This is a genomic window from Collimonas arenae (assembly GCF_000786695.1).
Taxonomy (GTDB): Bacteria; Pseudomonadota; Gammaproteobacteria; order Burkholderiales; family Burkholderiaceae_D; genus Collimonas; species Collimonas arenae_A.
Genome location: NZ_CP009962.1, coordinates 60551 through 86927, shown reverse-complemented (window position 1 = coordinate 86927; position 26377 = coordinate 60551). Strand labels below are relative to the sequence as shown.

Sequence of the window (26377 nt, the reverse complement as noted above, 5' to 3'; positions counted from 1 at the left end):
ACTCGGAGTCTGGATGAATGGGGACGCCGTTGCAACGTGGGAGCTGAAGGGAAACGGCGCTTCAGAATTATCCTACGACGAATCGTGGCTCGGTTCTGTCCGCAGACGTCCTATTTCCCTGTCAATGCCACTGCGACCGGCTGCAGACCCTTACCGTGGTCCCTTGGTGGATGCTTTCTTCGACAACCTTCTTCCCGATACGAAGAAAATCCGGGAACGCATCCGGTCTCGCTTCCATGCTGCTTCGACTGACGCATTTGACCTTTTGGAGCAAATTGGTCGAGACTGTGTCGGCGCTTTGCAATTGCTCCCGGAAGGAGTTCAGCCGATCGACGTTCACCGCATCCAAAATGCGGCGCTGTCGGAATCGGATGTTGAGCAGATTCTGGACGATTGTTTGACACCGGCTCCGCAGCAGGACTATGAGGACAGTGCTGACACAGACTTCCGAATTTCCTTGGCAGGAGCGCAGGAGAAAACGGCATTACTGAAATTAGGCGACAGTTGGGAGCGCCCTCTGGGGCCAACGCCGACCACGCATATTCTGAAGCTTCCGATAGGCACGGGAAACAGGGGTATCGACCTGACAACATCGGTCGAAAACGAGTGGCTGTGCTCCCGGATTCTGGCTGCGTTTGACATCAAGGTCGCCAATAGCGAAATCCGGACCTTCGGTAAGCACACCGTGCTGGAGGTCGAACGATTCGACCGTGAACACGCTGCGGACGACAGCTGGATTATTCGTTTGCCACAAGAAGATTTTTGCCAGGTAACGGGGACGCCTGGAAGCTTGAAATATGAAGCGGATGGAGGGCCAGGCATCTTGCAAATCATGAAATTGCTGTTAGGTTCTATTGCGTCCGAAGAAGACCGCATAACTTTCATGCGCACGCAAATTCTGTTCTGGCTGCTTTGCGCCATCGATGGCCACGCGAAAAATTTCAGCGTATTCCTTTTGCCAGAGGGCCGCTTCCGGTTGACCCCCAGTTATGACGTGTTGTCCGCATATCCTGTTATGGGAACCTCCAACAATCAGCTCTCGTCCCAAAAGGTCAAAATGGCCATGGCGATAACAGGCGAGAACCGGCACTACAGATGGACTGAATTCCGCCGGCATCACTGGGTCCAGACTGCGCAGAAGTGTGGGCTCGGAACGAGAATTGACGAATTGCTTGATGCTATCCTGGCGCAGTTGCCAGAAGCGCTCGACAACGCAGCCGCACAAATTCCAACGAACTTTCCGGCTCAGGTCGCGGACACTATTTTCCAAGGCATCCGGGAAAGCGCCAAGAAACTGCGGACTTAGGCAAGTAGCGCAAAACAATCCAGAAACGGATGCGCGAAGACTCGATCAGCAAATGGAAACTACACAAATCCATATGCGTACTGGCTGGAGAGTTGCCCATGTTGGCGACGTTGGAAGTTGCTAGATCTGCCTGTGTAAATCAATGCTACTTTTATGTTTTGGGGTCAAAGGCTAGTTAATACCCTTTTCGCTACAGGCAAACAATTCCAGTCTCATTTGAGTTTACTGAAAAAATCAGACAATTTTGCGACATCCGAAAAGGCGACATTGAAGCGGAACCAGGGACGCTCGGGCTGCGCTACGTGGAAGAACTCTCCGGGCGCCAGCCAGATGCCTTGTTGCAGCGCCCGGTCGGCGATTTCCGTGGCGCTCAATGCGCTGTGCGGCATGCTGGCCCAGTAAAACATGCCTCCGCGCAGCGGCCCGAAAGGCTGCAGGCCGGCGTCTTGCAGGCGAGCGCTGACCTGCGCCTGTGCTGTCAGCAGGGTGCCGGCCAGCCGTTCGACGTGACGCCGGTGATGTCCCTCTGTCAGGGCGTTGTATACCAGGCGTTCGGTGATTTCGGAATTGGTCAGCGTCAGAACCATTTTCGTGCGCGCGAACTCCCTGGCGAGATCGCTTTGGCAGACGATGAAACCAAGCCGCAACGACGGCGCAATGGTCTTGGAAAAACCGCTGACATAGATCACGCGCCGCAAACCATCCAATGCCGCCAGCATCGGATCGGTAGCTTGCGCCAGCTCACGGTAAAGATCGTCTTCCACGACCCAGAAACCATGGCGCTCGGCGGCTTGCAGTACCTGCATCGCGCACGCTGGCGTGTAAGTGGTGCCGGTGGGATTTTGCAACACCGGGTTGGTGAAGAAAATCTTCGGCTTGTGCAACCGCGCCAGCTGTTCCAGCGCGTCCAGGTCGACGCCGCTCACCGTGCGCGGCACGCCGATGACGTTGATAGCGGCCAGCCGCAGCATGGCGATCAGGTTGCAGTATCCGGGCTCTTCGATGAATACCGTATCGCCCGGCTTGACTAGCGTGCGCATGATCAGGTCCAGCGCCTGCGTCACGCCGTGGGTGGTGACGACCTGATCCGGCGCGATATCGAGCGACCAGTTGGCGAACGACTTGGCGATGGTCTGCCGTAACGGTCCGTAGCCGAACGGATGGCCGTAGCCGACCTGCTGCGCCCCGGGCGAGCGGATGATGCGCCGTTCCGCCGCATGCAAACCCTCGCCGTCCAGCATGCTGCTCGGCAGCCAGCCGCAGCCGGCCTTGATCGGCACCCGCTCGTCGGCAAACACTTCCGAGAACAGCCAGGCCGAATCGATCACGGGATTGAGCCGGATCGCCGGCATGCCGCTCGTCCCGGCGACATCTTGCTTGGCGATGAAAAAGCCGGCGCCGCGCCGCACGTGCAGCATGCCATTGGCCACCAGCCGTTCATAAGCCTCGACAATGGTCGAATTGCTGACGCCCTGTTCTTCCGCAAACCTGCGTATCGATGGCAACCGTTCGCCGGGCCGCAATTTGCCGCTATCGATCAGCTGGCTCAGGGCTGCAACCACCTGTTCCACCAGCCCCAGCGCCGATTGGCGATCCAACGGAAGGGGTAGCGGCAATGTCTTTTGCGGAACGGTCATGGTGGCCTCAAGTGTATTCAGTACAGATTGCTATTCATAACAATACACTTTAATCATTTTGTATGAAGTGTACCTATCAATACGGATTGTAACTGCAATAATCGACGCCATTACCCACCACCTTCTAAGGGCTCCCGTGAACGCGAACCAAGACCTGTCGGCATTCTGGATGCCATTTACCGCCAACCGCCAGTTCAAGGAGGCGCCGCGCATGTTCGTCTCGGCCAAGGGCATGTATTACCAAACCGATGACGGCCGCCAAATACTGGATGCCACCGCCGGCCTGTGGTGCGTCAACGCCGGCCATTGCCGGGACGAGATCACCGCCGCAGTGACCCGCCAGATCGGCAGCATGGATTACGCGCCCTCGTTTCAGATGGGCCATCCGCTGGCGTTCGAGGCGGCACGCAAGGTGGCGGCGCTGATGCCGGAAGGCCTGGATCGGATTTTCTTCGCCAACTCCGGCTCGGAAGCTGTCGACAGCGCGCTCAAGATTGCCCTGGCTTACCATCGCGCCCGCGGCGAAGGTCAGCGTACCCGCTTCATCGGCCGCGAACGCGGCTATCACGGCGTCGGTTTCGGCGGCATTTCGGTGGGCGGCATCCTCAACAACCGCAAGGCGTTCTCCGGCAACCTGATGCCAAACGTCGATCATTTACCGCATACCCTGAACATTGCCGAAGCCGGCTTCAGCGACGGCCAGCCGGCATGGGGCGCGCATCTGGCGGATGAGCTGGAGCGCCTGGTAACCTTGCACGACGCTTCCACCATCGCCGCCGTCATCGTCGAGCCGCTGGCCGGCTCCACCGGCGTGCTGGTGCCGCCGGTCGGCTATCTGGAACGCTTGCGGGCGCTGTGCAGCAAGCATGGCATCCTGTTGATTTTCGATGAAGTGATCACCGGTTTCGGCCGCCTCGGGGCCGCGACTGCCGCCGAATATTTCAAGGTAACGCCAGACCTGATCACGCTCGCCAAGGGCATCAACAACGCCGCGATTCCGATGGGCGCGGTAGCGGTCAAACGCGAGATCCACGATACGGTGGTGCAGGCCACAGCCGTAGGCGGCATCGAACTCATGCACGGCTATACCTATTCCGCCCATCCGGTCGCCGCAGCAGCAGCCATCGCCGCCATCGACCTGTATCAAAGCGAGCGCCTGTTCGAACGCGCACGCGAGCTGTCGCCGCTGTTCGGCAGGGCTGCTCACAGCGTGGCTGGCGCGCCGCACGTCAAGGACATCCGCAATCTCGGCCTGGTGGCCGGTATTGAACTGGAGCCGCGGCCCCAGGCGCCGGGCGCGCGCGCTTTTGAAGTATTCCGCAAGTGCTATGAAAAGGGGGTGATGGTGCGTTATACCGGCGACATCCTGGCCTTCTCGCCACCACTGATCGTGCAGCCGGAAGAAATCGAGCGCATGTTCAGCACGGTGCGTGAAGTATTGCAGGAAACGCCGTAACAGGAAAAAATGGATCGATTGCCGCCGCTGCGCATTGCTTCATGCGCAGCGGTGACGACATTTTCCCGTGCTACAAAAATTTCAGGTCAGCATCCTGATTGAGCCTGCGTAATCCCGCAGATTCATTTTCACGGCTTGCAGCGCTTTTATACTGCAGCTCGCATGGCGTATTTCGGCGTCCTCGATAAATTTTCCTGATGCCCAGTTTTGCGGCGTGTGACCAGCGTCAGCGCTCCGGTTTAAGCAAGGTCCCCGATGCCGTATCCTCCACCAGGAATCCGTGCGCCTTGATCGCCAGCCGCAAACGGTCCGCTTCGGCCCACCGTCGCATTTCCCTTGCGGCCTGGCGTTCTTCGACCAGGCGCGTCACTGCCTCGGGGATCTCAAAACTGCCTGGCTGCCACGCAGCCAAACCCAGCCCCAACACTTCATCCATGGCGCGCAAGGTGGCTTTGCATGCCGCCGCTTCGCCATCGCTGCGCACCAGCTCCCATACCAGCGCCAGTGCACGCGGAAAATTGAGATCGTTATTGATCGCGTCGCGGAAACGAAGCATCCAGGCTTCATCGGCAACACCGCCATCCGGCCAGCGGTGATACGCCTCGCGCAAACGCTGCAAGCCAGTTGCCGCCGCCTGCAAACCATCCCAGCTGAATTCCAGCTGGCTGCGGTAGTGCGCCATCAGGCACAGGTAGCGATAGGCCAGCGGGTCGATGCCTTGATCGAGCAGCGATTGCAAGCGCAGGAAATCGCCGCCGGACTTGGACATTTTTTCGCTGCCTGTCTGCAAGAAGTAGCCATGCATCCAGAAGTTCGCCAGGCGGGTGCCGTGGCAAGCCTGGGTCTGGGCGATCTCGTTGCTGTGATGGACAGCAATGTGGTCTTCGCCGCCGCAATGGATATCGAACCATGCGCCTAGGTGCGCAGCCGACATCGCCGAGCATTCGATGTGCCAGCCGGGAAAACCACGGCCCCAGGGGCTGTCCCATTCCATCTGGCGCTGCGCTTCGGGCGGGCTGAATTTCCACAGCGCGAAATCGGTGTTGTTGCGTTTTTCTCCGACTGCCACCCGTACGCCAGCCTGCAAGGCGCTGCGATCGAGCCGCGCCATGTAACCGTAGTCGTCCTGCTTGCTGGTGTCGAAGTAAATACCGTCTGCGGTGCGGTAGGTATAGCCCTTCTGTTCCAGCGTCTGGATGAAGCCGATCTGCTCCGGCAGGTAGTCAGTGGCGCGACACCAGGTTGCGGGTTCCAGCAAATTGAGCGCGCGGAAATCCGCCATGAATGCGGTGCTATAGAATTCAGCGATGTCCCAGGCGCTCTTGCCGCTGCGGCGACTGCCTTTTTCCATCTTGTCTTCACCGTCGTCGGCGTCCGAGACCAGATGGCCGACGTCGGTAATGTTGACCACATGCTGCACCTTGTAGCCGTTGAATTGCAGCGCACGCCGCAGCAGGTCCTCGAAAATATAGGTGCGCAGATTTCCGATGTGGGCGTAGTCGTACACCGTCGGTCCGCAGCAGTACAAACCCACTTGACTCGGGGCAATGCTTTCGAAACGCCGGACGCGACGTTCCCAGCTATCGTATAGATGGAGTTCCATGCCGTTCTTTTAAAAATTGACTAGATATGCCGACAACAGAGTGTGGCGATGTGCGGACCGGGCCGCTGGTATTTCAGCTGATATTTCAGGCGTGTTGAACTGCCGTCGTGCGACAACAGCGTGCGCAGACGTGAGAATGAAGGCGGGTGATGGATTGCTTAAGCATCGCTTATACTAACTTGCGGCGCTTTGCACGGTCAAGCCTCGGGCGACGCCGATCGTATCTTCACTTCGGAGCAGACAATGGACGAACAACGCATCAAGCATCGCAAGCTGGGATCGGGCGGCCTGACGGTATCGGCAATGGGCCTGGGCTGCATGGGGATGAGCACAGCCTACGGCGCCGCCGACGAAACCGAATCCATCGCCACCCTGCATCAGGCGCTCGATCTCGGCATCAATTTCTTCGATACCGCCGAACAGTACGGCCCCTACACCAACGAATCGTTGCTAGGGCGGGTCTTCAAAGGACGCCGCCACGAAGTGGTGCTGGCGACCAAATTCGGCTTCAAGATAGAAAACGGCGTCACTACCGGCATCACCAGCGAACCCGGTCACATTCGGCGCGCGGTCGAAGCGTCGTTGCGCCGCCTCGATACCGATTACATCGATTTGCTGTACCAGCACCGCGTCGATCCGGCGGTGCCGATTGAAGAAGTAGTCGGCGTCATGGCGGACCTGGTGCGCGAAGGTAAAGTGCGCTATCTCGGGCTGTCGGAAGCCGGCGTCGCAAATATCCGCAAAGCGCACGCAGTACACCCGATCAGCGCGCTGCAAAGCGAATACTCGCTCTGGGAGCGCAATCTGGAAGCCGATATCTTGCCGGTCCTGCGCGAACTCGGCATCGGCCTGGTGCCGTTCAGTCCGCTTGGCCGCGGCTTCCTGAGCGGTACTGCGCAACGCGCGGAAACCTATCCTGCCACCGACTTCCGGCATCTCGACCCGCGCCTGCAGGGCGACAATTTTGACGCCAACGTGCGCGCAGCAAAAGTAGTCGCCGATATCGCCGCCACCAAGGGCGCCACCGCCGGCCAGGTGGCGCTGGCCTGGGTGCTGCAGCAGGGCGACGACATCGTGCCGATTCCCGGCACCAAGCGCCGCAGTTACCTGGAGCAAAATGTGGGCGCCGTCGACATCACGCTAACGAAAGCAGAAACCGAATTGCTGGAAAGCGCGCTGCAAAAGGTAGCGGGCGAGCGTTATAGCAAGGAACGCATGGCCTGGGTGGATCGCTAGCCCGCTAGACGCTACGGGCAAGCCGTTGCGTTGCATGTATTCCCGGCAGCCGCCGCAGACTTGAGATTGGTCTGCGCGGCATTGCCGTTGTTGGCGCTGAGCTTGTTGCCGCTGAAGCTGGACTGGCCATGCGCGGCAAGTCCCAGCAACTGGTTGCCCCGCATGATGTTGCGATTGACTTTGAGATCGACGCCAAAGATGCCGTCGCCGCCATTGGTTTCGGCAACGCTGTTGCTGATCACGCCGCCGAAGAAGACCGCACCGCCATGGCCATTGCGGGATAGCACCACGTGGTCGAGATTGGCCGAATTACTCTCCAGATAGATGCCATAGTTTCCCATGCCCTGGACGATGCCGTTCCTGACCGTGACGTGGCTGCGATTTACCGCATGAATGCCGTTGCCGGTGCCAAGCGGCCAGCATGGCGCCGGCAATTGCTGGCAACGCGTCGCGCCCTGGATAGCAAAGCCATGCAGGTCGATGATAACGTTGTCGGCGTTGATTTCAATCGCCGTGGTGTTGGCGTCAGTAACCTTCAGGTTGCCGGCCAATTGATAATGTCCCGGCGCCTCGATCACCACCATGAAACCGGGTTTATCGGTACGCGCCGGATCAATCGGAATGACCCGCTCCGCCGCCAAGCTTAACGATTGCCAGGCGAGCAGAATAATCGTCGCGCATTGCTGCAAGCTAGGATGACGCATGACAATCTCCCCTCTTATTCACTCAATGCCTCTGAGTCATTCATGAAGATCGATAATTTCAAAGGCCGCACCGCACCCATCCAGATTGCATGGTCGCGATGATCTGCCAAATCGTCCCCGGTCAGCGGATGGGTAAAAATAACCAGGCCTGCCCGGTTCATCGCTAGCCAGGGAACCAGCTCGCCGAATATCTCCGGCTCAAACGCCAGCTGGCAACTCCAGTCAGGATGCGGTCCCACCGGTTTCTGATGAGCGCGGCCCATAGTCAGGCTAAACCGGCGCGCAGCTTCTTCGCACAAGGCGATTGCTTGCGGCATGGTAGCGGCGTCGTAATAGATATGGGCGTGATAGCTGGTGATGCGCGGCTCGGGCGATACGGTCATGCGAAAGACTCCGGACAGGTTGTGCAAGAATGATCGCAGAGCGGGTCGGCAAAGCCGATTCCGTTCCACGTTAGTCTTCCAGAATACGCCTTTTCGGCGGCCAGAGGAATTGCTTGGAAGATATGGGAATGTGCTTGTCTTTTTGAGCATTGTCTTGCCGACAAACCCGAATAAAAGTCCGCCTTGGTCGCAATCTGGCGCACAATCTTCCTGGAAAAACCATACGGGCTTTGTGCGGTGACGTACCGAGATGCCGTTTCAGCCTGTATATGCTGCGCCTATCAGATTGGCCTAAATAGTGCGCAACCAACCTTGCCAACGAAACCGATGAGCACAGATGATGAGTACAGATGCAATCGCCGCAGTTGCCGCGAATGACGACCCAAAACAGGATCCGGCGCCGGTAGAACAATTGTCGGCAGAAACGCCGATAACCGGCCCTTTGGCGCCGTTTTCCCCTCACGGCCCGACCCATGTGCGCAGCGTGTGCCTGCGGATCCTGACCGTGCTGGCCTTGGTGTTCGCTCTCCAATGGGCGCAGAAATTCCTGATCCCGCTGGTGTTCGGGATTTTTATCGCCTATACATTGAATCCGCTGGTGGTCTGGCTGGAACGCATCCGTGTGCCGCGCGTGTTCGGCACCTGCCTGGTGATGGCCGCCCTGGTGCTGGGTCTGGGCCAGGTCGGCTATTCCTTGCGCGGCGAATTCCAGTCCATCATGGAGCGCTTGCCTGCTGCCGCGCATCAGCTGTCGCGCGCCATCGTCAACGCAAAAAACCAAGGCGGACAAGCCAGCACGATCCAGAAAATGCAAGCTGCGGCCAGCGAGATCGAAAACGCCGCCGGCCAGGCGACCGGCGTAAAACCGGACTCCAAACGGCAGCCGCCAGCGGTAGTCGCGGCCGCTCCCTTCCAGTTAAGCGAATGGATCTGGACCGGCTCGATGGGCGCCATGATTTTCATCGGCCAGGCGGCCATGGTGACCTTCCTGGTATTTTTCCTTTTGCTGTCCGGCGATACATTCAAGCGCAAGCTGGTGAAACTGACCGGGCCATCGCTCTCCAGCAAGAAAATCGCCGTCAGCATCCTGCTCGAAATCAATACCTCAATCCAAAGTTACATGTTCATGCTGCTGGTGACCAATGCACTGCTGGCGGTCATGATGTGGATCGTGTTCCGCTGGATCGGGCTGGAAAACGCCGGTGCCTGGGCCCTGGCTGGCGGCTTTCTACACATCATTCCGTACTTCGGACCGCTGCTGATCGCCGTGGCGACCGGCATCACCGCCTTCATGCAATTCGATTCGTTCTACATGATGCTGCTGGTGGCCGCCTCGACGCTGGTCATCGCCACCCTGGTCGGCACCTTCGTCACCACCTGGATGACCGGCCGCATCGCCAAGATGAATGCGGCGGCGGTATTTATCGTGCTGCTGTTCTGGGGTTGGCTATGGGGGGTGTGGGGTTTATTGCTGGGGATTCCGATCATCGTCATCGTCAAGGTCATCGCCAAACGGGTCGATGGTTTACATGCGGTGGCTGAGCTGCTGAGCGATTAAAGCGACAAACTGAAGCGCCAGATAGTGGATGCCGGATGACCGACAAAAAAATACGGCATCCTAAGATGCCGTATCGATAGCAGAACGATTCGCTGCTACGTTGAGATTGCCTTGATTACAGTTCGATCTTGGCGATCTTGGCGCCTTGCAGGGAAACGCCGGCAATCAGGCCGCCATTGGTGGTCACGAAGCCAATAATCGGCTGTTGCGCGGTGTTGGTATCGATGTTGCCGTTGGCGCCGATATTCGCCAGCGCCACGGTGGCGTCGGCGCCGACCGTCCAGCCATTGCTGTTGCGGAATTTATCCAGAGCGTCCTGGGTCATGAATAACAATATGATGGCTTTCGATTGCGCACCAGCCTGGAAGCCGACCGACCCTGCGGTAGTGCTGTAATAGCCCGCATTGCGGCCACCGACGCGCAATGCGCCCTTGCCGTATTCAGCGCCGATCACAAAACTGGCTTGCAGCACTGCCGGGAATACCAGGACGCCCTTGGCGCGCGCCACCAGGTCACGTGATGCAGGCGCAGTCTGGTACAGTTTCGACAAGGTAGCGTCCACGCCTGCGTTGACGTCATTGCGGCTGGTTTGGGAACTGGCATCCTTGCCCGGCATGGTGGTGGTGCAACCGGCGAAGGTAATGCTGGCCAGGGCGACGGCGATAGCTGCAAGACTTTTACTTGGGAATGATGATTTTTTTTGCATTTTTTTCTCCAACGGAAAGGTGGATGACAAGCAGGATGACAATCGGACAACGCTATAAATTATATATCGCAATCAAGATGCATGTACAAATTGACAATGTCGAGCCATCGTCAATTCTTCCAGTTCCGGACAATATCCCTGATCGGATAAGGCATCCATGAACGACAACCATCCGCCAGAATGGCAACCGCGTCGCAGCGGTCGAGACGAGGCTGCGTCTTTATCCGCGATCGTAGGTTCACTGTAGGCGCAGTGCAAGATTGACACTGTACGGTAGCACACATTCAAGCGATGTTTCTTCGGCATGGTTTTTTGCGCGCCTGGCAGCCGATTGCGTCAGGTCTTATCATCAAGCCTTGCCGTCAAGTTTGATTACCCCTTAGGAAACTGTAATGAGCGAACATACCCCTTCTCCAAAGTCCGCGTTGTATCTGGACGACCTCGCAGTCGGCCAACGCTTCACCAGTGGCGAGCATGCGATGGACGAACAGCAAATCCTGGCGTTTGCGCAGCAATTTGATCCGCAGCCATTCCATCTGAGCGACGCTGCCGCCAAAAACACCTTGTTTGGCGGGCTGGCCGCCAGCGGCTGGCATACGGCAGCCATCACCATGCGCCTGCTGGTGACCAGCGGCGTGCTGCTGCAAGGCGGCATCATCGGTTCGGGTGGTGAGCTGAGCTGGCCGATGCCGACCCGCGCCAGCGATATCCTGCATGTCGAGAGCGAAGTGCTGGAAATTACGCCGTCGCGCTCGCGGCCGGATCGCGGCATGGTGAAACTGCGCAGCGAGACGCGTAACCAGCACGGCGACATTGTGCAGCTGTTCGTGGCCAAACTCGTGGTGTCGCGCAGGACGCAATAGCACGCATCGATTTACAATGGGTTTTTTTTGAGCGGCCCCAAGATGATACATATTCGTGAAATCGACCATCTGGTATTGCGCGTGGTCAACCTCGACAAGATGCTGCATTTCTATTGCAACGTGCTCGGTTGCACCGTGGAGCGCCGGCAGGAGGCGATCGGCCTGGTGCAACTGCGGGCCGGCAATTCCCTGCTCGACCTGGTGCCGGTCGACGGCAAGCTCGGCAGCGCCGGCGGCGCCGCTCCGGGAAAAGAAGGGCGTAATCTCGACCACTTCTGCTTTCGGGTCGAACCCTTCGATGAAGCTGCGATTCGCTCTCATCTGCAAGCAAACCAGGTTGATGCCGGGCCGCTGGCCTCCAGGAATGGCGCCGAAGGAGAAGGACCGTCCATCTATATTACTGACCCGGAAGGTACCGTGGTTGAACTGAAAGGACCGCCGGATGGCCGCTAAAAACCAAGCACAACACTACGCCGCCACATGCCTTTATCTGAACTGAGTTTCCTTGCCTTTACCCTGCTTGCTGCCGCCATTTGCGCGGTCTGGCTGCATCCCGTTCGCATCAATGACCGGCTCGCTGTGCCGCCGTGGATGGGATTTTTCATTGCCGCGGCCGGGTGCGGCCTTGCCGCAGGCGTGCTGAACCTCTTGGCGGTCGCGGAACTCGGGATTTTTTGCGTCATTGCCTATGTTGCATCCAAGGCCAAGCGGAAAGTCTTATCCTGCATTTTGTTGACCATCGCCGCCATCGTGGCACTAGCGATGGCCATGCATCGCCTTCCCGGATTCAACAACCCGATCGTCATTTCGAACCTGAAACTGTCTGCCGACGCCATTGCGTTCACCCAATACGCCAATTTCGACAAAGGCGCAGCCGGCCTGATTTTGCTAGCCTTCCTGTGCAAGCGGGCGGACACCGTCGCTGAATGGCGCGCGGTATTGAAAAGAACCTGGCCGGTGGGAATTGTGACGGTGCTTGCAGTGCTCGGCGCCGCAACCTTGATCGGCTATATCAAACCGGATGTCAAACTGAGCCAGGCCACTGCGCTGTTCCTGGTCACCAATCTGTTTTTCACGGTGGTGGCGGAAGAGGCATTTTTCCGCGGCATATTGCAAGACCGCCTGGCGTCGTCGCTGGCGCGCTTTCGTTACGGACACCTGGCGGCGCTGATCTGCTCCGCTCTCTTGTTTGGCGCGGTACATGCGGCCGGCGGCGGCACTTACGTATTGCTGGCGACGATTGCCGGCTTTGGTTATGCCTATGCCTACTTCGCGACACAGCGCATCGAAGCGCCGATCATCGTCCATTTCGCCGTCAATGCGGTGCACTTTATCGGCTTCACCTATCCCCATCTCAATTGAAACAGGCGAAACAGGCCGCCAAGATACCGCCGAAGATCATTGGTCTTCGGCGGCTGCCTTGTTGTTTTGCTTGAGCAGCACCCACGCCATCGCGCCCAGCGCCAGAGCGGCCACCAGAAGCACCCCCCAAAGTATCAGCGTACGCGTCGGCATGCCATCGCGGCTGGCAGTTGCCTGCACTGCAGCAGGCGAACTGTCGATAGTCGCCAGCGGCAAACTGTTTTCCTGCGCAGCCTGATAACCAGGCATCAGGCTTTGCATCGGCAGGTACGGGCTGGCGGCATTGGCAAGACCTGCCGCCAGCGTGAACGGCGGCTGGCCGTTCACCAGCGCCACAATCTGCGCGGGTTCAAATTCCAGAGCGATTGCCGGCAGCGCGCTGAAACCGGGGGTTTTCTTGTCGGCTTCGATCTTGATCTGACGGAATGCGGTGGGCGGCAATTCGATCGCCGCGCTGTCTTGCACTTTACCCGCGGTCTGCAAATGGTAGATAACGCTGGCAGCCAGTACAGCCCATGGCTGGCCGGGATCGTTGCGGCCCAGCACACGCACCGGTATCAATACGTTGTCGCCTGCCGGTTTGATGTCCAGCGCCGCCACGGGAGTGGCAAAGGGCAGTGAAAAACGCAGTTCATAGGGATTGATCAGCACCGGCCTGGCCAGGGCGGCGCTGACTCTTGGCAAGTTGCTGACGCCACGCGCGGTCGTGAGGGTGGCGCTACGCATCAGCACCGGCGCTGTATGCCCGGCGCTGTCGGTCCAGGTGACGCGCACGTAGTGATCCTTCATCTCGGCGAACTGCAACGCTATGTGACCGGCGCCAAGATGATCTGCCGTGGCTTCGGCCCGATAAAGAACGGTTTCCGCCAACGGTCGCCAGTCTTTCAAGTCCTTGCTCATTTGCAGCGTAAAGGTAATCGGCTGCGCATCAGGTAAATCCACATCCAGCACCATTCCCACCACCGCATCGGTGATGGCGCGGGTATCCAGCAATGCGCCCAGGACTGTTTTTGACTGGGCGCCACCGCTCGCGCCGCCGTCGATTTGCACCACTCGCTTGCCTTGCTGGTCTTCGATCCGTAGCGACGAAGCGGAGAGATCTTTGACGTCCGGCGTTCCTATAATTGGCGACGACTGCACGACGATTTTTTGATTTTCAGTTTGTCGCAGGCTGGCGCTATCTGACATCGCCATAGACAAAGGCTGGCCTTGTCCATTGAAAATCCGCAAATCGCTCATGCCGCCGGTTTGCAGGCTCACCAGCACCTGCGCCGGCAACACCAGCCGCTGCAACGGCGCACCGCTGTTGAACTGTACCGGCAGCTGCAATGCGTAAGATTGCGGGGTATTCGAATCGCTTGCCGGCCATGCCGCGAGCGGCGCCGCCAGCACGCAGGCAACGGCTGCGGCACGCAGCCAGTTCAAACCAGGAAAATGTTTCATGCTTGTGTTTTCTCCACAGGATCAGGATTCGCCACGGCGGCTTTCGGCGGCAAAGGGGCAAAATAACCAACCACCAGCATCAGGATGCCGACAGCGATAAAGGTGACGATGCGCTCGGCGCCTCCTGCATTCGACAAATCGACCAACAGCAATTTCACCACCACCAGCCCCAGCAAGCCGGCGCCGGTCAACCATAAACCACGCTGCACGCGGCGGTGCGCCAGCAACATCAGGCTAAGCGCCAGCAAGGTCCACAAGATGGCAAAGCCGGTTTGCACCACAAAACTGTCGAATAAGGCCGAAGCATCCCAGCTGACGCCAAAGAAATGGTGGACGATGCGCAGCCAGACCGTATTAATGGCCACGAAGGCGAGCGCCGCCAGCGTCAGCAAAGTCTGCTTGCGCGGCACCCAGCCGGCGGCAACCGGCAGCGGTTGCGCCGCCGTCACCGCGCGACGCCAGAACAGCAGAGCGCCGAGGGCAAGCGCCAGCGTCAGATCGGTAGGATTGAGCAAAGGAATATACGGCAGCGGCTCAGTATGTCCGGACGAGAACAAAGCCATCGCCAGAGCGCCGGCAAACACCAGCAGCACCAGCGGCAACGCCGCATGCCAGTAATACGCGACGGCATGCGGATTGCGCGGCCAGCTGAATGCCGATAAGGCCGTCATCCGGTTAGCCTTGCCGGCCCAGACCGATAACAGCAGCAACACTGTGATGGCGCTGACCAGCAATACCACGCCAGCCCACGAGGTTTGCCACAGACCGGCGCGGTCGATCCCGAACCACAGGCAATCTGCCAGCAACAGCGTCAGCAACCAGACACTGCCGACGTGCATGGCGCGGTTAAGGCGGAGCATGCCTGTACTCGCCGCAGGCGCGGTATCGTTCTTGTAAAGCATCCAGAAATGCAGGCCCAGCGCCAGCAGCCATATGGCCCAGGCCGGCGTATAGAGCACGCGCTCATCGGACCATTCCTGCGCAATGAAAACCAGTGCCAGCGGCAACAGGGTAAGGCGGCCTGGCCAGCCGGTGATCGCCCAGCCGGTCTTGCGGCCCAGCAGCGATGACAGCCAGGCGCTCGCCACCAATGCAAACATGGTCAGCATTTGTTGCGTACCGGCTGCAAACACCGGCGAAGCCGCCATGCCGGCTTCGCTACCCGGTACGGCGCGCCACGCTTCCAGGATCCAGGCCAGGTACCAGAACAGGAAACCATACAGATAGACCGGCTGGCCCAGCAGCGCTTCGACTTTTGCATAGGCCTTGGCCCAGGTCGAATCGCTATGCGGCAACACGCTGCGCAGCCACCAGGCAATCGCCAGTGCGGGCAACGCAATCAACATGGCGCCGATGAACATGGGGTTAGCCAAGGGCCACGTCGATACATTGGCATCGATCCCGCCCAGGAAAGCGCAACCTGCCACTACTTGCAGCAACAAGCCGAAAGCGCGCGGCATCCATCGCGCCTGCCGCATGCCGACCCAGAACGCGCCGGCGCCTTCCAACGCCCACACCGCCGAGGTCCAGCGCGCATCCAGCGCCAGCGGCACCGCCAATGTCACAAAGCCGATGCCGATGACCAGCATGGACTCAATCATCAGCCGATAATTTTGCCGGCCACGCCGCATCAGCACAGTTGCCAGCACCAGATACAAGGCGGCGAAGCCCAGCGCCGAAAACGCCGTGCCCAGCTTGAATTGGCTGACCAGTCCGACTTGCAAGCCAAAGCCAATCAGCGCGGTACCGAACATCAAGGTGCTATCGACCGCGTTGCCCAGTTTGGTAGGCGTATTACGGGCATACAGGATCGCCGCCGTCACATAGATCAGCACGAAGATAATCAGGAACAGTTGCGAACTGAGATACAGCGCCGGATCATACTTCAGCACACCCCAGGTCGTAGCGACGCCGAAAGTGGCGACAAATCCGACGATGTTCAGGACTCGCCACGAACGTTTGTAGGCAATGAACAGAATCGCCAGGTTCAGCAGCGTGTAATAGCTGAACAGGCCAACGCTACTGCCGCCACCGGTGGAAAGCAGCAGCGGCACCGCAAAGCCGCCGGCAAAAGCCGCCACCGCCAGGCCGCGCGAATCCTGCAGCAGCGCCAGCGCACAACTTAGCGCGCACACCACGATCATCAAGCCGAAGGCAGGCAAGGGCGCGATCAGGTCAAACAAGCGGAAAGCAGCAAACACCGTCAGGTAGATCACCGCCACGCCGCCGCCTTGTAGCGCCAGCGCAAACGCCGGCTTGGCCTGGCGCTTGCCAAAACCCACCGCCAGCAATGCAATGCCGGCGGCAGCCACCACCGCCAGGCGAAATTCCACCGGAAACAAACCGGCTGACGCCGCGTAACTGGCCAGGAAGGACAAGCCGATAAACAGGATCACCAGGCCGACGCGGACAATGGTGTTGCCGCCGAGGAGCCAATTCTTTGCCGCGCCGATGGCCAGCTCAACGACGTTAGGCTTGGCGGGGACGATTTCACGCTTGGCCGGTATCGGAGCCGGTTGGCGTGGTGGAGCTGCCTGTAATTGGGATGCAGCATCTGGCATCACCGGCGAAGCTGGTAAAACTGGTAAAGCGGGCGAAACGGGCGACACAATGGTGCGCGCAAGCTCGGCAGCCATCGCGGCTTTATCAATCGGCTTGGCATCTGTCGCGGCGGCCGAGCCATTTACACCTGCCTGCGCTTTGAACCACTCCTGCATCTGTTTGCGCAGTTTTTCATTGCCGGCCGCGATTTCTCCGCGAATGGCAAATTGCAAGCCCCAGCCCGCCACCAAGCCGAGTAGGCCGCCGATAAATATGCCGATATCGCCGAATCCCGAGCTCGGCCATAGCCAACCCAGCACTCCACCACATAAAATTCCCCATAAAATCATAGTGTTAGCTCGCTTATTGTGATTTGCTCTGGTATTGTTTGTGATGTTTCGGCAGTACCCAATATTTCCAACTGACCATTGCATAATGCCAGTTGATCGCCATTTGCGATACATGGCCTGCACGTATCAGATGACAGTACAGTGACAGCATTTTCTTGCTGCTTGCAATCGCAAGAGAGAATTCCGAAATAGGAAAATGCTGGTTATAATCAGCAGCAAAGGTAATGAAAATGACCTCCCATATCCTGACTCTCGATATCGCGGGAAACCCGTTCGACTGGATTTCGCCGCAAGATGCTGTGCTCTATTATGCGAGCGGGAAGGTGGCTTGGGAACTTGGAGACGGCGACATCGTTTTCCGCGGCGGTTATTCCCATGCAGGCATTCAGTCGCGCATCGCCGTCAAACCTATCATCGCCATCGCCGGCAGCGCCATCATGGCGCGCATGCTGCACCTGGAACTGCCGCTGGGCCATCACAACGATCTGCTGTTCCGCCGCGACCGTTACACCTGTGCCTATTGCGGCGGCCGCTTTCCCCACAATGAATTGTCGCGCGACCATGTGCTGGCGCGTTCGCGCGGCGGCCGGGATACGTGGATGAATTGCGTGACGGCGTGCAAGGACTGCAACCAGGAAAAAGGCAGCAAGGCGCTGGAGAGTTTCCGCCCGCTGCTGTACGTGCCGTATGTGCCTTGCCGCGCCGAACACTATCTGCTAAGCGGCCGCAACGTACTGGCCGACCAGCACGACTACCTGGCCGCGCGCCTGCCAAAGCACAGCCGCATGCGCGAATTGAACTAAGGCGGAACGCGATTCTTGGCGCCCGGCTGCGTGAAAAAAACAACGGAATAACGCCGCATTGCGGTGATTTGTTTGACACGCTGATTTCATCGGGTGCAGAATCGCAACTCGGTATTTTCGACTAACAATATTTTTACAGGAAAGGAACGGCCATGCCACGGACGGCTATCAACAATTCAAACAACAGATAGCCCCGCGCATGACTGCTCGGGGTATGCGGCGATTTTGCCGACCCGAGCCGGTCGTTCCAACCATGAACCCCGGTGAGGAAACTCGCCGGGGTTTTTGTTTTTTGCGGGCGCGGCCATGCGATCCGTGACGAGAACCCCGGTATGACAGAGAAACGTTATGCCAATCAAACAGAGCTTGCACAAGGGCCTGGTGCCCGTGCACATATTTACCGACGATATCGATCACAGCGCGCTCCAGCAGCTGCTCAATATCGCCAACCTGCCGATCGTGTATCCGCACGTGGCGGCAATGCCGGACGTCCATGCCGGCATCGGCGCCACCGTCGGCAGCGTGATTCCTACCCGCGCCGCCATCATTCCGGCAGCGGTCGGGGTCGATATCGGCTGCGGCATGAATGCAGTCCGTACCACGCTGACGGCCAGCCAGCTGCCGGACAACCTGGCGCGCCTGCGCAGCGCCATTGAAGCGGCGATTCCGGTCGGCTTCGAACAGCATGAGTGGAACAAGGTGCGCGGTTCGGCCCATGCACGCGTCGGCCGGCCGCTAAACGACCGGCTGGACCGGATCGTGGCCAAGCACAAGGGCATCATGAAGATGCAGCACAAATTTGCCCAGACCTGGATTTGCCAGATCGGCACGCTGGGCGGCGGCAACCACTTCATCGAGATCTGCCTGGACGAAGAACAACGGGTCTGGATCATGCTGCATTCCGGCTCGCGCGGCATCGGCAACGTGATCGGACGCTATTTCATTTCCGCCGCAAAAAAGGATATGGCCCGCAACCATGTCAACTTGCCGGACAAGGACCTGTCTTACTTCAGCGAAGGATCGCTGCTGTTCGACGATTACGTCGACGCCGTCGACTGGGCGCAAGACTATGCCTTGATTAACCGTCGCGAAATGATGCGGCGCACGGTCGACGTGCTGACGCAGCAACTGCCGCCGTTCAAACTCGATGGCGAAGCGATCAACTGCCATCACAACTATGTATCGCGTGAGATGCACGGTAATGAAAACCTGTTCATCACCCGCAAAGGAGCGATCTCGGCGCGTGCAGGCGAGCTCGGCATCATTCCTGGCAGCATGGGCGCTAAGAGCTACATCGTGCGCGGCAAGGGCAATCCGGAATCGTTCTGTTCCTGCTCGCATGGGGCAGGGCGGCGCATGAGCCGGACCGAAGCCAAGCGTCGCTTCAGCCGCTTCGACCTGGCCGACCAGACACTGGGAATCGAATGCCGCAAGGATGGCGGCGTAGTCGATGAAATTCCAGCCGCCTACAAGGACATCGACCAGGTCATGGCGCATCAGACCGATCTGGTCGACGAGGTGCACACGCTGCGCCAGGTCATTTGCATAAAAGGATGAACATGAAAATCACAATTAAACTGCCGAAGCCGCGCAATCCTCTGGTGGTTGCCGCCAGAACCCGGAAAGCCGGATCGCATGATGGCTACAACCCGGCGCGCCAGGTGCGGCGGGCTGAAAAACAGAAACTGAACCAGATCCTGTCGGGACGCAAAACCAGAGAGGACCATGACACATGACTATGTATTGACGAAAGGCCCGTGAGGGCCTTTCTTTATGGGTGAGCATTTTCAATCTGAGCGCGTTGTCACCGACGATGCCGTCAAAGACAAGGCCAGCACCCGCGCTACATGCAAAGCCTGCGTGTCCGCGCCATCGTGGATTTGATGGCGGCAACTGGTGCCGTCTGCTACCACGATGCTGTCTTTGCCGGCCTTGCGCACCGCGGGCAAGAGCGTGAGTTCGGCCATGGCCATCGACGCTTCGTAGTGTTCAGCTTCGTAACCGAAGCTGCCGGCCATGCCGCAGCATGAAGACTCTACCGTTGACAGTTCGACCTGCGGGATCCATTGCAAGACGGTTTGTACCGGCCGCAAAGCATCAAAGGCTTTTTGATGGCAGTGGCCGTGCAGCAGGACTTTATTGCCGGACAGCGGTTTCAGGTCCAGTTGAAGGCGGCCGTTGTTTTTCTCGTTCACAAGAAATTCTTCGAACAGATAAGCCGATTGCGCCAGCTTTTTCGCCTCTTCGCCGTAACCGTAATTCAAGAACTCATCGCGCAACGACAACAAGCAGGACGGTTCCAGCCCGACAATGGGGATGCCGCGCTCGACATACGGCATCAAACTATCCAGCGTCCTGCGCGCTTCGGCTTTGGCCTGGTCGACCAGGCCTGCGGACAGATAGGTACGGCCGCAGCACAAGGGCCTGCCGCTGGCGACCGTATTGAAGTGGACCTTGTAGCCGGCGGCTTCCAGTACTTGCTGCGCGGCGCGGGCGTTTTCCGGTTCCATGTAGTTGTTGAAGGTATCGACGAATAGCAGCACTTCGCGCCCGCTCGCCGCCGTCGGCCTGGCGTTCGCCAGGAAGGCCTTCTTGAACTGCGGAAAAGAGCGTTGCGGCGCCAGGCCCAGGCGATTCTTTATCCAGTTAGACAGCAGCGGAATATTTTCGGCCAATGCGATCAGGCTGCCTGCGCTGCTGGCGTAGGGCGCATAGGCCGGCATGAAGGCAATCAGGCGATCGCGCCAGCCAAGGCCATGCTTGCCGATCCAGGCGGCACGCGCTTCGATCTTGACTTTCGCCATGTCGACGCCGGTCGGGCAGTCGCGCTTGCAACCTTTGCAGGAGACGCACAAGTCCAGCACCTCCTTGACTTCCTCGCTGGCCAAGCCCTCATTGCCAAGCTGGCCGGAGAGCGCCAGACGCAAGGTATTGGCGCGGCCACGCGTGACGTGTTTCTCATCCTTGGTGATGCGATAGCTGGGACACATGGTGCCGGCGTCGAATTTGCGGCAATGGCCGTTGTTGTTGCACATTTCAACCAGCTTGGCCAGGCCGTCGGTCCTGTCGTCACCAGTACCGGGAGCGCTTTCTTCGCCGGTCAGCGGATTACGTTTGACGTTCCACGATGACCAGTCCAGCTTGGGCTGACGCGGCAATTCCTGGTAACCGGGCGCAAAGCGGAAGTTGACGGCATCGTCCATTTTCGGCGGCCGCACGATCTTGTCGGGATTAAAATGATTGCGCGGATCGAACAACTCCTTGATTTCGCCAAAGGCAGCGTTGATCTTCGGCCCGTACTGCCACGCGACCCACTCGCCGCGGCAGAGACCGTCGCCATGTTCGCCGGAATAGGCGCCCTTGTACTTGCGCACCAGCGCCGAGGCTGCTTCGGCGATTTCACGCATGTCCTTGGCGCCGCCGCGGCGCATATCCAATATCGGCCGCACATGCAGCGTACCGACGCTGGCATGGGCATACCAGGTGCCTTCAGTTCCGTACTTGTGGAATACCTCGGTCAGCTGGCTGGTGTATTCCGCCAGGTGTTCCAACGGTACGGCGCAGTCTTCGATAAAGGACACCGGCTTGCCGTCGCCCTTCATGCTCATCATGATGTTGAGACCGGCCTTACGCACATCCCACAAGGCTTTCTGGTCTGAAGCGCCGGCCATTTTCACCACCGCGCCTGGCAATTGCAGGTCAGCCATCAATTCATCCAGGCTGGACAGTTTTTGCAACAAGACGTCGTGGCTTTCGCCGGCGAATTCAACCAGCAAGATGGCTTGCGGCTGACCGCTCAGGGCTTTTTCAATGACCGGCTTGAAGGCTGGGTTACCCATGGCCAGATCGATCATGGTGCGGTCCACAAGTTCAACCGCGGTCGGACCAAGTTTGACGATATGCTGGGTCAGGTCCATCGCCTGATAGAAGGTGGGAAAGTTGACCACGCCAAGTACCTTGTGAGCCGGCAGCGGCGCCAGCGCCAGGGTGATCTGGCGGCTGTAGGCCAGCGTGCCTTCCGAGCCGACCAGGATATGCGCCAGGTTGGCCATGCCGTCATCGGTGTAGGCGCGCGGATTCTGGCAATCGAAGAGATCGATGTTGTAGCCACCCACCCGGCGCAAGACCTTGGGTATGCGTTCGGCAATCTCGCCCCGTTCGCGCCGGGCGATGCCTTGCAATCCGGTGACGATATCGCCGATGCGGCCACCGGTCGCCATTCGCTCCAGGCGGCCAAAGCAGCCTTGCGTCCCGTCCGCAAGCACGGCGTCGATGGCGACCACGTTATGCACCATGTTGCCGTATTCGATCGAGCGCGAGCCGCAGGAATTGTTGCCGGCCATGCCGCCGATGGTGCATTGGGCTGCGGTAGACACATCCACCGGAAACCACAAGCCATACGGCTTTAGCCAGGCATTGAGATGGTCGAGGACCATACCGGGCTCGACTGTCACGGTGCGCGCGGCGGCGTCGAAGTCGATCACCTGGTTGAGCCATTTGCTGTTGTCGATCACCAGCGCTTCGCCTACGGTTTGCCCGCACTGGCTGGTGCCGGCGCCGCGCGCCAGAACCGGCGTATGGTTGTCGCGCGCAATCTCCAGCGCCAGCAGCAGATCCGCCTGGTCGCGCGGCACCACCGCGCCGAGCGGCATGATCTGGTAAATCGAAGCGTCAGTGGCGTACCTGCCGCGGTCGGCCGGACCGAACAGGACATCACCCCTTAATTCGCGCCACAGCTGCTCGGCCAGCGGCGTCGTGAACGTTGCACCGCGGGGTAGCAAATGGATTGGTTTAACCAGCATGGGAAGTATCCTGTAAAAACAGTCCGGCAAATAATCGGGTCGACAATCAGATCAATAATAAGATCGATACTCAAGCCAATAACTAGATCAATAATTCGGTCAATAATCAGGCCAACAATCAGGCCAATTCGAAATGAATCGGTGGCAATCCCGCAATCTGGCCGATGACCAGCCCGGGTTCATCCGGAAAATGCATGCCGGTATAGGAACCCGTAGTAATCACCGTACCGCGAGGAATGGCGATACCTTGCGCGCTGCAGTGCTGCACCAACCATGTCAATAACCGGCGCGGATCGCCAGCCGGATTGCTGCCGTTGCCGTTGAAGATATCGCGGCCGCCCAGCGTCAGATGCGCCACGGGATTGGTAAACGGAAAACCGGCGTCATAGCCGATGAATTCACCGCCAATCAAGGCGCCGTGGTTCTGCAAATCCGCCAGCTGCAGCAATTTCGGCACTTCCGGCCAGCCGCCGATGCGGCTGGAGACGATTTCGATCGATGCCGCCATCGCGCCCACGTTGCGCAGCACCTGCGCAGGCGTCAACGGTGCGTCACCGGGTTCGATATCCCGGTCGAAGCAGAACATGATTTCCAGCTCGATACCCAGCACCGGATAGTCGCCGCGCTCGATCACCGACGTGGCGGAATAGATGCGTTCCGCCGGCAACGGCGCTCCCTGCACCGGACCATCGGCCGATCTGGCGCCGACCTTCCAGCCGCCTATCCTGGCTTGCCTGTACGCCAGCATGGCCGATTGCACCTGATAGGCTTGTTCGCTGCTGCCGGGCTCCAGTTCCGCCGGTATGCATTCGAGCGCGATGCGGTCGCCGTAGGCTTTGCTAAGCAGCGCCGCCAGTTCTTGCTGCGGTGAAGTTGATGCGGTCATCTGTCTGCTCTCCTATGCGCCGGCTTTGGCGGTGGCCGGGGCGTTGGCCGCGGCGCCTTGTTCGAATTTGCTGTCAGGTTGCATGCGGAACGCCAGGAACACGCCAAAGCCCATCAGGATCATGCTGCCGACAAACGGCAGCTCCCAATTGCCGAAGCGATCGATCAGGTAACCGGACAATACCGGCGAAATGATCGCGGCCAGCGCCGAACCGGTATTCATCATGCCGCTAGCGGTGCCGGAATATTGCGGCGCGATATCCATCGGGATGGCCCACATCGGCCCGATAGTCATTTCGGCGAAAAAGAAACCGGCGCTGAGGGACAATATCGAGATGTAGACATTGTGGGTAAACATCAGCGGCAGCAACGACAGCAAGGTCAACAACATGCAGACCGACACCATCTGGCTGCGCGCCCGCTTCAGGTTGCCGGTGCGTTTCAGGATCTTGTCGCTGACGATGCCGCCAAGGGTATCGCCCACCACGCCGGCGAAGAACACGCTGGAGGCAAACAGCGCGGATTTCTTGATATCCAGATCGTAGCTATGCAGGAAATATTGCGGAATCCAGCTCAAAAACAGCCACAAGGTCCAGCCGTAGCAGAAGTAGACGATAGTCACCGGCAGCATGCGCTTGAACAGCGGCCCCCAGGGAATTTTTGGCGTATTCTTCTTGCCTTGCGGCAGGACCGCCAGTTCTTCGGTTGTGATGCGCGGATGTTTTTCCGGATGTTCGGTAAACACGAAGGCCCAGACCAGCACCCATATAAGGCTGAACACGCCGAAAATGTAAAACGATTCCCGCCAGCCATGCACTGCCATGATGAACACCACCAACGCCGGCGCCACCGCATTGCCGATGCGGGCAAATGCGTGCGTGATGCCTTGGGCGAAACCCCGATTTTCCTTGGCCACCCAGCGCGACATGGCGGTAGTGGCGGCAGGAAAGGTAGCGCCTTCGCCTAGGCCCAGTAGCAAGCGCGCCATCAGCAACGAAAACAGGCCGCCGGCAAAACCGGTCAGGATGGTGGCGATGCCCCACAATATGCCGCAGTAGATCAGGGTACGTTTAGCGCCGAATTTGTCGCTGACCCAGCCGCCGATAATCTGGAACACCAGGTAGGGATAGGCGAATGCCGAGAACACCAGGCCGATTTCGGTTTTCGATAGATCGAATTCCTTAGCGAAGCCGGCTGCGGCGGTGCTGACATTGACGCGGTCCAGATAGGTAATGAAATACATCAGGCATAACATGATCAACACGACGGTGGTCGCGCGCAAACGCAGGTGCTTCATGGTTGTCTCCATTATGTAGGGGTGCCAAGCACTGAAGGACGCACACGCATCCATGGCCCGGCCCATCCTCTGCGGGACGATGCAGGGCCGATCCGCTACCGGGCGGCAGCGGATCCAGCCGTTCTTGTTCAACTACCTGTCGCGCCGGTCCTGGCCGGCATCAAATCAACTCATGCGGCCTTCAATACCGGCTTGCTTTTTTGCGCGCCAAGGTTGTCCATCGCCGCAACAACACCGCTGGCCGACAGCGGAACGCCCGCCAGCTTCAACCCCATTTCACAACCGGCCAGCGTCGCCATCAAGGTCAGGTCGTTGGCTTCGCCCAGATGGCCGATACGGAACATGCCACCCTTCATTTTTCCAAGACCGGTGCCAAGCGACATGTTGAAGTTTTCATAGATGGTCTTGCGGATCGCATCGGCATCGAAGCCAGGCGGCGTCATGACGCCGGTCAGCACCGGCGAGTACAACGCAGGATCGGCACACTGGATCTCCAGGCCCCAGGCGCGCACCGCGGCGCGACATGCGCCGGCCAGACGCTGGTGACGCGCGAATACGTTTTCCAGCCCTTCGCCCAGGATCATGTCCAGCGCTTCCGACAAGCCGTACAGCAAATTGGTGTTGGGGGTATAGGGCCAGTAACCGGTGGCGTTCATTTCAATGATTTCGCTCCAGCCCCAGAACGCGCGCGGCAGCTTTGCCGTCTTGCTGGCTTCGATGGCTTTTTTAGATACGGCGTTGAAGCTGATCCCGGGCGGCAGCATCAAACCCTTTTGCGAACCGGAGACAGTCACGTCGACGCCCCATTCGTCATGACGGTAATCCGCCGACGCCAGCCCGGAGATCGTATCGACGATCAGCAAAGCCGGATGACCGGCGGCGTCGATCGCCTTGCGCACTGCCGCGATATCGGAGGTGACGCCGGTCGAAGTTTCGTTATGCACCACGCATACGGCCTTGATCTGGTGTTCCCTGTCGTTGCGCAAGCGCTCTTCGATGCGCTCCGCCTGCACCCCATGACGCCAGCCCTGAATGCCCGGCAAGCCGAGAAACTCCGGCTTCAAGCCCAGCGCTTCAGCCATTTTCTTCCACAGCGTGGCGAAATGGCCGGTCTCATACATCAGCACCGTATCGCCCGCGCTCAAGGTATTCGTCAGCGCCGCTTCCCAGGCGCCAGTGCCGGACGCCGGGTAGATCACCACCGGCTGCTCGGTCTTGAAAATCTTCTTGATGCCAGCCAGCACCTGTAAACCGAGGGCGCCGAATTCGGGGCCGCGGTGGTCGATGGTGGGGTAGCTCATGGCCCGCAAGATGCGATCCGGCACCGGGCTCGGTCCCGGGATTTGCAGGAAATGACGGCCGGCTGGATGAAAGTCTAGGGTTAACATTTATGCCTCCTTTTGAACAAATTGTATTTTGCATTCAAAATACTTTAGCAGTCG

At 59.0% G+C, this 26377-nt stretch carries 21 protein-coding genes; 10 read left to right on the top strand and 11 right to left on the bottom strand.

Going from position 1 to position 26377, the window contains the following annotated elements:
- Window positions 1–13: 13 nt before the first annotated feature.
- Window positions 14–1306, top strand: coding sequence for a type II toxin-antitoxin system HipA family toxin (locus LT85_RS00355; RefSeq protein ID WP_253273632.1), 1293 nt, complete (start codon window positions 14–16; stop codon window positions 1304–1306).
- 212 nt (window positions 1307–1518) lie between these two features.
- On the opposite strand, the gene LT85_RS00350 is transcribed toward LT85_RS00355, so the two are convergent.
- Window positions 1519–2943 carry a PLP-dependent aminotransferase family protein gene (locus tag LT85_RS00350; protein WP_038483960.1) on the bottom strand — a complete coding sequence of 475 codons (1425 nt, stop codon included), beginning with the start codon at window positions 2941–2943 and terminating at the stop codon, window positions 1519–1521.
- A gap of 169 nt (window positions 2944–3112) precedes the next feature.
- Here LT85_RS00350 and LT85_RS00345 point away from each other — a divergent pair, with 169 nt between their 5' ends.
- The gene (locus LT85_RS00345) at window positions 3113–4399 is read left to right on the top strand and encodes an aspartate aminotransferase family protein (protein ID WP_052134443.1); all 1287 of its coding nucleotides are present in this window, start codon (window positions 3113–3115) and stop codon (window positions 4397–4399) included.
- 226 nt (window positions 4400–4625) lie between these two features.
- Here LT85_RS00345 and cysS read toward each other — a convergent pair whose 3' ends face one another.
- Entirely contained in the window at window positions 4626–6002 is a 1377-nt protein-coding gene (gene cysS / locus LT85_RS00340) for a cysteine--tRNA ligase (protein WP_038483954.1), read from the bottom strand.
- Window positions 6003–6245: 243 nt separating this feature from the next.
- Between cysS and LT85_RS00335 the strand changes: the two genes are divergently transcribed.
- A complete protein-coding gene (locus LT85_RS00335) occupies window positions 6246–7238 on the top strand; it encodes an aldo/keto reductase (RefSeq protein WP_038483951.1) in 993 nt (330 codons plus the stop codon).
- A gap of 11 nt (window positions 7239–7249) precedes the next feature.
- Here LT85_RS00335 and LT85_RS00330 read toward each other — a convergent pair whose 3' ends face one another.
- Together LT85_RS00330 and LT85_RS00325 are read right to left on the bottom strand one after the other, a co-directional pair.
- Window positions 7250–7942: a right-handed parallel beta-helix repeat-containing protein gene (locus LT85_RS00330; protein ID WP_038483948.1), complete on the bottom strand. Its 693-nt coding sequence runs from the start codon at window positions 7940–7942 to the stop codon at window positions 7250–7252.
- Window positions 7943–7956: 14 nt separating this feature from the next.
- Window positions 7957–8325 carry a DOPA 4,5-dioxygenase family protein gene (locus LT85_RS00325; RefSeq protein ID WP_038483945.1) on the bottom strand — a complete coding sequence of 123 codons (369 nt, stop codon included), beginning with the start codon at window positions 8323–8325 and terminating at the stop codon, window positions 7957–7959.
- 337 nt (window positions 8326–8662) lie between these two features.
- On the opposite strand from LT85_RS00325, the gene LT85_RS00320 reads away from it, so the two are divergent.
- Entirely contained in the window at window positions 8663–9883 is a 1221-nt protein-coding gene (locus LT85_RS00320; RefSeq protein ID WP_253273631.1) for an AI-2E family transporter, read from the top strand.
- A 115-nt stretch (window positions 9884–9998) separates the two neighbouring features.
- Here the strand turns inward: LT85_RS00320 and LT85_RS00315 are convergent, their stop codons facing one another.
- Window positions 9999–10589 carry a BPSL1445 family SYLF domain-containing lipoprotein gene (locus tag LT85_RS00315; RefSeq protein WP_038483942.1) on the bottom strand — a complete coding sequence of 197 codons (591 nt, stop codon included), beginning with the start codon at window positions 10587–10589 and terminating at the stop codon, window positions 9999–10001.
- Window positions 10590–10981: 392 nt separating this feature from the next.
- On the opposite strand from LT85_RS00315, the gene LT85_RS00310 reads away from it, so the two are divergent.
- Genes LT85_RS00310 through LT85_RS00300 form a run of 3 tightly spaced genes read left to right on the top strand, consistent with a single transcriptional unit; the run spans window position 10982 to window position 12814 of the window.
- Window positions 10982–11452, top strand: coding sequence for a MaoC family dehydratase (locus LT85_RS00310; protein ID WP_038483939.1), 471 nt, complete (start codon window positions 10982–10984; stop codon window positions 11450–11452).
- Between the two features lie 42 nt (window positions 11453–11494).
- Window positions 11495–11905, top strand: a complete 411-nt coding sequence (locus LT85_RS00305) for a VOC family protein (protein ID WP_038483937.1) — start codon at window positions 11495–11497, stop codon at window positions 11903–11905.
- Between the two features lie 27 nt (window positions 11906–11932).
- Window positions 11933–12814 carry a CPBP family intramembrane glutamic endopeptidase gene (locus LT85_RS00300; RefSeq protein WP_038483934.1) on the top strand — a complete coding sequence of 294 codons (882 nt, stop codon included), beginning with the start codon at window positions 11933–11935 and terminating at the stop codon, window positions 12812–12814.
- 36 nt (window positions 12815–12850) lie between these two features.
- On the opposite strand, the gene LT85_RS00295 is transcribed toward LT85_RS00300, so the two are convergent.
- A complete protein-coding gene (locus LT85_RS00295; protein ID WP_038483931.1) occupies window positions 12851–14257 on the bottom strand; it encodes a DUF3999 domain-containing protein in 1407 nt (468 codons plus the stop codon).
- Window positions 14254–17148 carry a DUF2339 domain-containing protein gene (locus LT85_RS00290; RefSeq protein ID WP_038483929.1) on the bottom strand — a complete coding sequence of 965 codons (2895 nt, stop codon included), beginning with the start codon at window positions 17146–17148 and terminating at the stop codon, window positions 14254–14256. The genes LT85_RS00295 and LT85_RS00290 overlap by 4 nt, the downstream gene beginning before the upstream one ends.
- 224 nt (window positions 17149–17372) lie before the next feature.
- On the opposite strand from LT85_RS00290, the gene LT85_RS00285 reads away from it, so the two are divergent.
- From LT85_RS00285 to LT85_RS00275, 3 genes are all read left to right on the top strand, one after another.
- Window positions 17373–17951, top strand: a complete 579-nt coding sequence (locus LT85_RS00285) for an HNH endonuclease (protein ID WP_253273630.1) — start codon at window positions 17373–17375, stop codon at window positions 17949–17951.
- Between the two features lie 348 nt (window positions 17952–18299).
- Entirely contained in the window at window positions 18300–19508 is a 1209-nt protein-coding gene (locus LT85_RS00280) for an RtcB family protein (RefSeq protein ID WP_038483927.1), read from the top strand.
- 2 nt (window positions 19509–19510) lie between these two features.
- A complete protein-coding gene (locus LT85_RS00275; protein ID WP_253273629.1) occupies window positions 19511–19687 on the top strand; it encodes a hypothetical protein in 177 nt (58 codons plus the stop codon).
- Between the two features lie 51 nt (window positions 19688–19738).
- Here the strand turns inward: LT85_RS00275 and LT85_RS00270 are convergent, their stop codons facing one another.
- From LT85_RS00270 to LT85_RS00255, 4 genes are all read right to left on the bottom strand, one after another.
- Entirely contained in the window at window positions 19739–22753 is a 3015-nt protein-coding gene (locus tag LT85_RS00270; protein ID WP_038483921.1) for an FAD-binding and (Fe-S)-binding domain-containing protein, read from the bottom strand.
- A 118-nt stretch (window positions 22754–22871) separates the two neighbouring features.
- Entirely contained in the window at window positions 22872–23639 is a 768-nt protein-coding gene (locus tag LT85_RS00265; RefSeq protein ID WP_038483918.1) for a 2-keto-4-pentenoate hydratase, read from the bottom strand.
- Window positions 23640–23651: 12 nt separating this feature from the next.
- Complete coding sequence (locus LT85_RS00260; protein ID WP_038483916.1) at window positions 23652–24935, bottom strand: MFS transporter; 1284 nt, start codon at window positions 24933–24935, stop codon at window positions 23652–23654.
- A 170-nt stretch (window positions 24936–25105) separates the two neighbouring features.
- Window positions 25106–26323 (bottom strand): pyridoxal-phosphate-dependent aminotransferase family protein, encoded by a 1218-nt coding sequence (locus LT85_RS00255; RefSeq protein ID WP_038483913.1) that lies wholly within the window; start codon window positions 26321–26323, stop codon window positions 25106–25108.
- Window positions 26324–26377: the final 54 nt, after the last annotated feature.

Bases quoted from the DNA above. Each gene is read 5' to 3' on its own strand.
- LT85_RS00320 (WP_253273631.1), top strand. From the start codon at position 8,663: ATGATGAGTACAGATGCAATCGCCGCAGTTGCCGCGAATGACGACCCA.
- LT85_RS00315 (WP_038483942.1), bottom strand. From the start codon at position 10,589: ATGCAAAAAAAATCATCATTCCCAAGTAAAAGTCTTGCAGCTATCGCC.
- LT85_RS00335 (WP_038483951.1), top strand. From the start codon at position 6,246: ATGGACGAACAACGCATCAAGCATCGCAAGCTGGGATCGGGCGGCCTG.
- LT85_RS00295 (WP_038483931.1), bottom strand. From the start codon at position 14,257: ATGAAACATTTTCCTGGTTTGAACTGGCTGCGTGCCGCAGCCGTTGCC.
- LT85_RS00305 (WP_038483937.1), top strand. From the start codon at position 11,495: ATGATACATATTCGTGAAATCGACCATCTGGTATTGCGCGTGGTCAAC.
- LT85_RS00310 (WP_038483939.1), top strand. From the start codon at position 10,982: ATGAGCGAACATACCCCTTCTCCAAAGTCCGCGTTGTATCTGGACGAC.
- LT85_RS00300 (WP_038483934.1), top strand. From the start codon at position 11,933: ATGCCTTTATCTGAACTGAGTTTCCTTGCCTTTACCCTGCTTGCTGCC.
- LT85_RS00330 (WP_038483948.1), bottom strand. From the start codon at position 7,942: ATGCGTCATCCTAGCTTGCAGCAATGCGCGACGATTATTCTGCTCGCC.
- LT85_RS00325 (WP_038483945.1), bottom strand. From the start codon at position 8,325: ATGACCGTATCGCCCGAGCCGCGCATCACCAGCTATCACGCCCATATC.
- LT85_RS00275 (WP_253273629.1), top strand. From the start codon at position 19,511: ATGAAAATCACAATTAAACTGCCGAAGCCGCGCAATCCTCTGGTGGTT.
- LT85_RS00285 (WP_253273630.1), top strand. From the start codon at position 17,373: ATGAAAATGACCTCCCATATCCTGACTCTCGATATCGCGGGAAACCCG.
- LT85_RS00255 (WP_038483913.1), bottom strand. From the start codon at position 26,323: ATGTTAACCCTAGACTTTCATCCAGCCGGCCGTCATTTCCTGCAAATC.
- LT85_RS00345 (WP_052134443.1), top strand. From the start codon at position 3,113: ATGCCATTTACCGCCAACCGCCAGTTCAAGGAGGCGCCGCGCATGTTC.
- LT85_RS00355 (WP_253273632.1), top strand. From the start codon at position 14: ATGAATGGGGACGCCGTTGCAACGTGGGAGCTGAAGGGAAACGGCGCT.
- LT85_RS00260 (WP_038483916.1), bottom strand. From the start codon at position 24,935: ATGAAGCACCTGCGTTTGCGCGCGACCACCGTCGTGTTGATCATGTTA.
- LT85_RS00265 (WP_038483918.1), bottom strand. From the start codon at position 23,639: ATGACCGCATCAACTTCACCGCAGCAAGAACTGGCGGCGCTGCTTAGC.
- LT85_RS00270 (WP_038483921.1), bottom strand. From the start codon at position 22,753: ATGCTGGTTAAACCAATCCATTTGCTACCCCGCGGTGCAACGTTCACG.
- cysS (WP_038483954.1), bottom strand. From the start codon at position 6,002: ATGGAACTCCATCTATACGATAGCTGGGAACGTCGCGTCCGGCGTTTC.
- LT85_RS00350 (WP_038483960.1), bottom strand. From the start codon at position 2,943: ATGACCGTTCCGCAAAAGACATTGCCGCTACCCCTTCCGTTGGATCGC.
- LT85_RS00290 (WP_038483929.1), bottom strand. From the start codon at position 17,148: ATGATTTTATGGGGAATTTTATGTGGTGGAGTGCTGGGTTGGCTATGG.
- LT85_RS00280 (WP_038483927.1), top strand. From the start codon at position 18,300: ATGCCAATCAAACAGAGCTTGCACAAGGGCCTGGTGCCCGTGCACATA.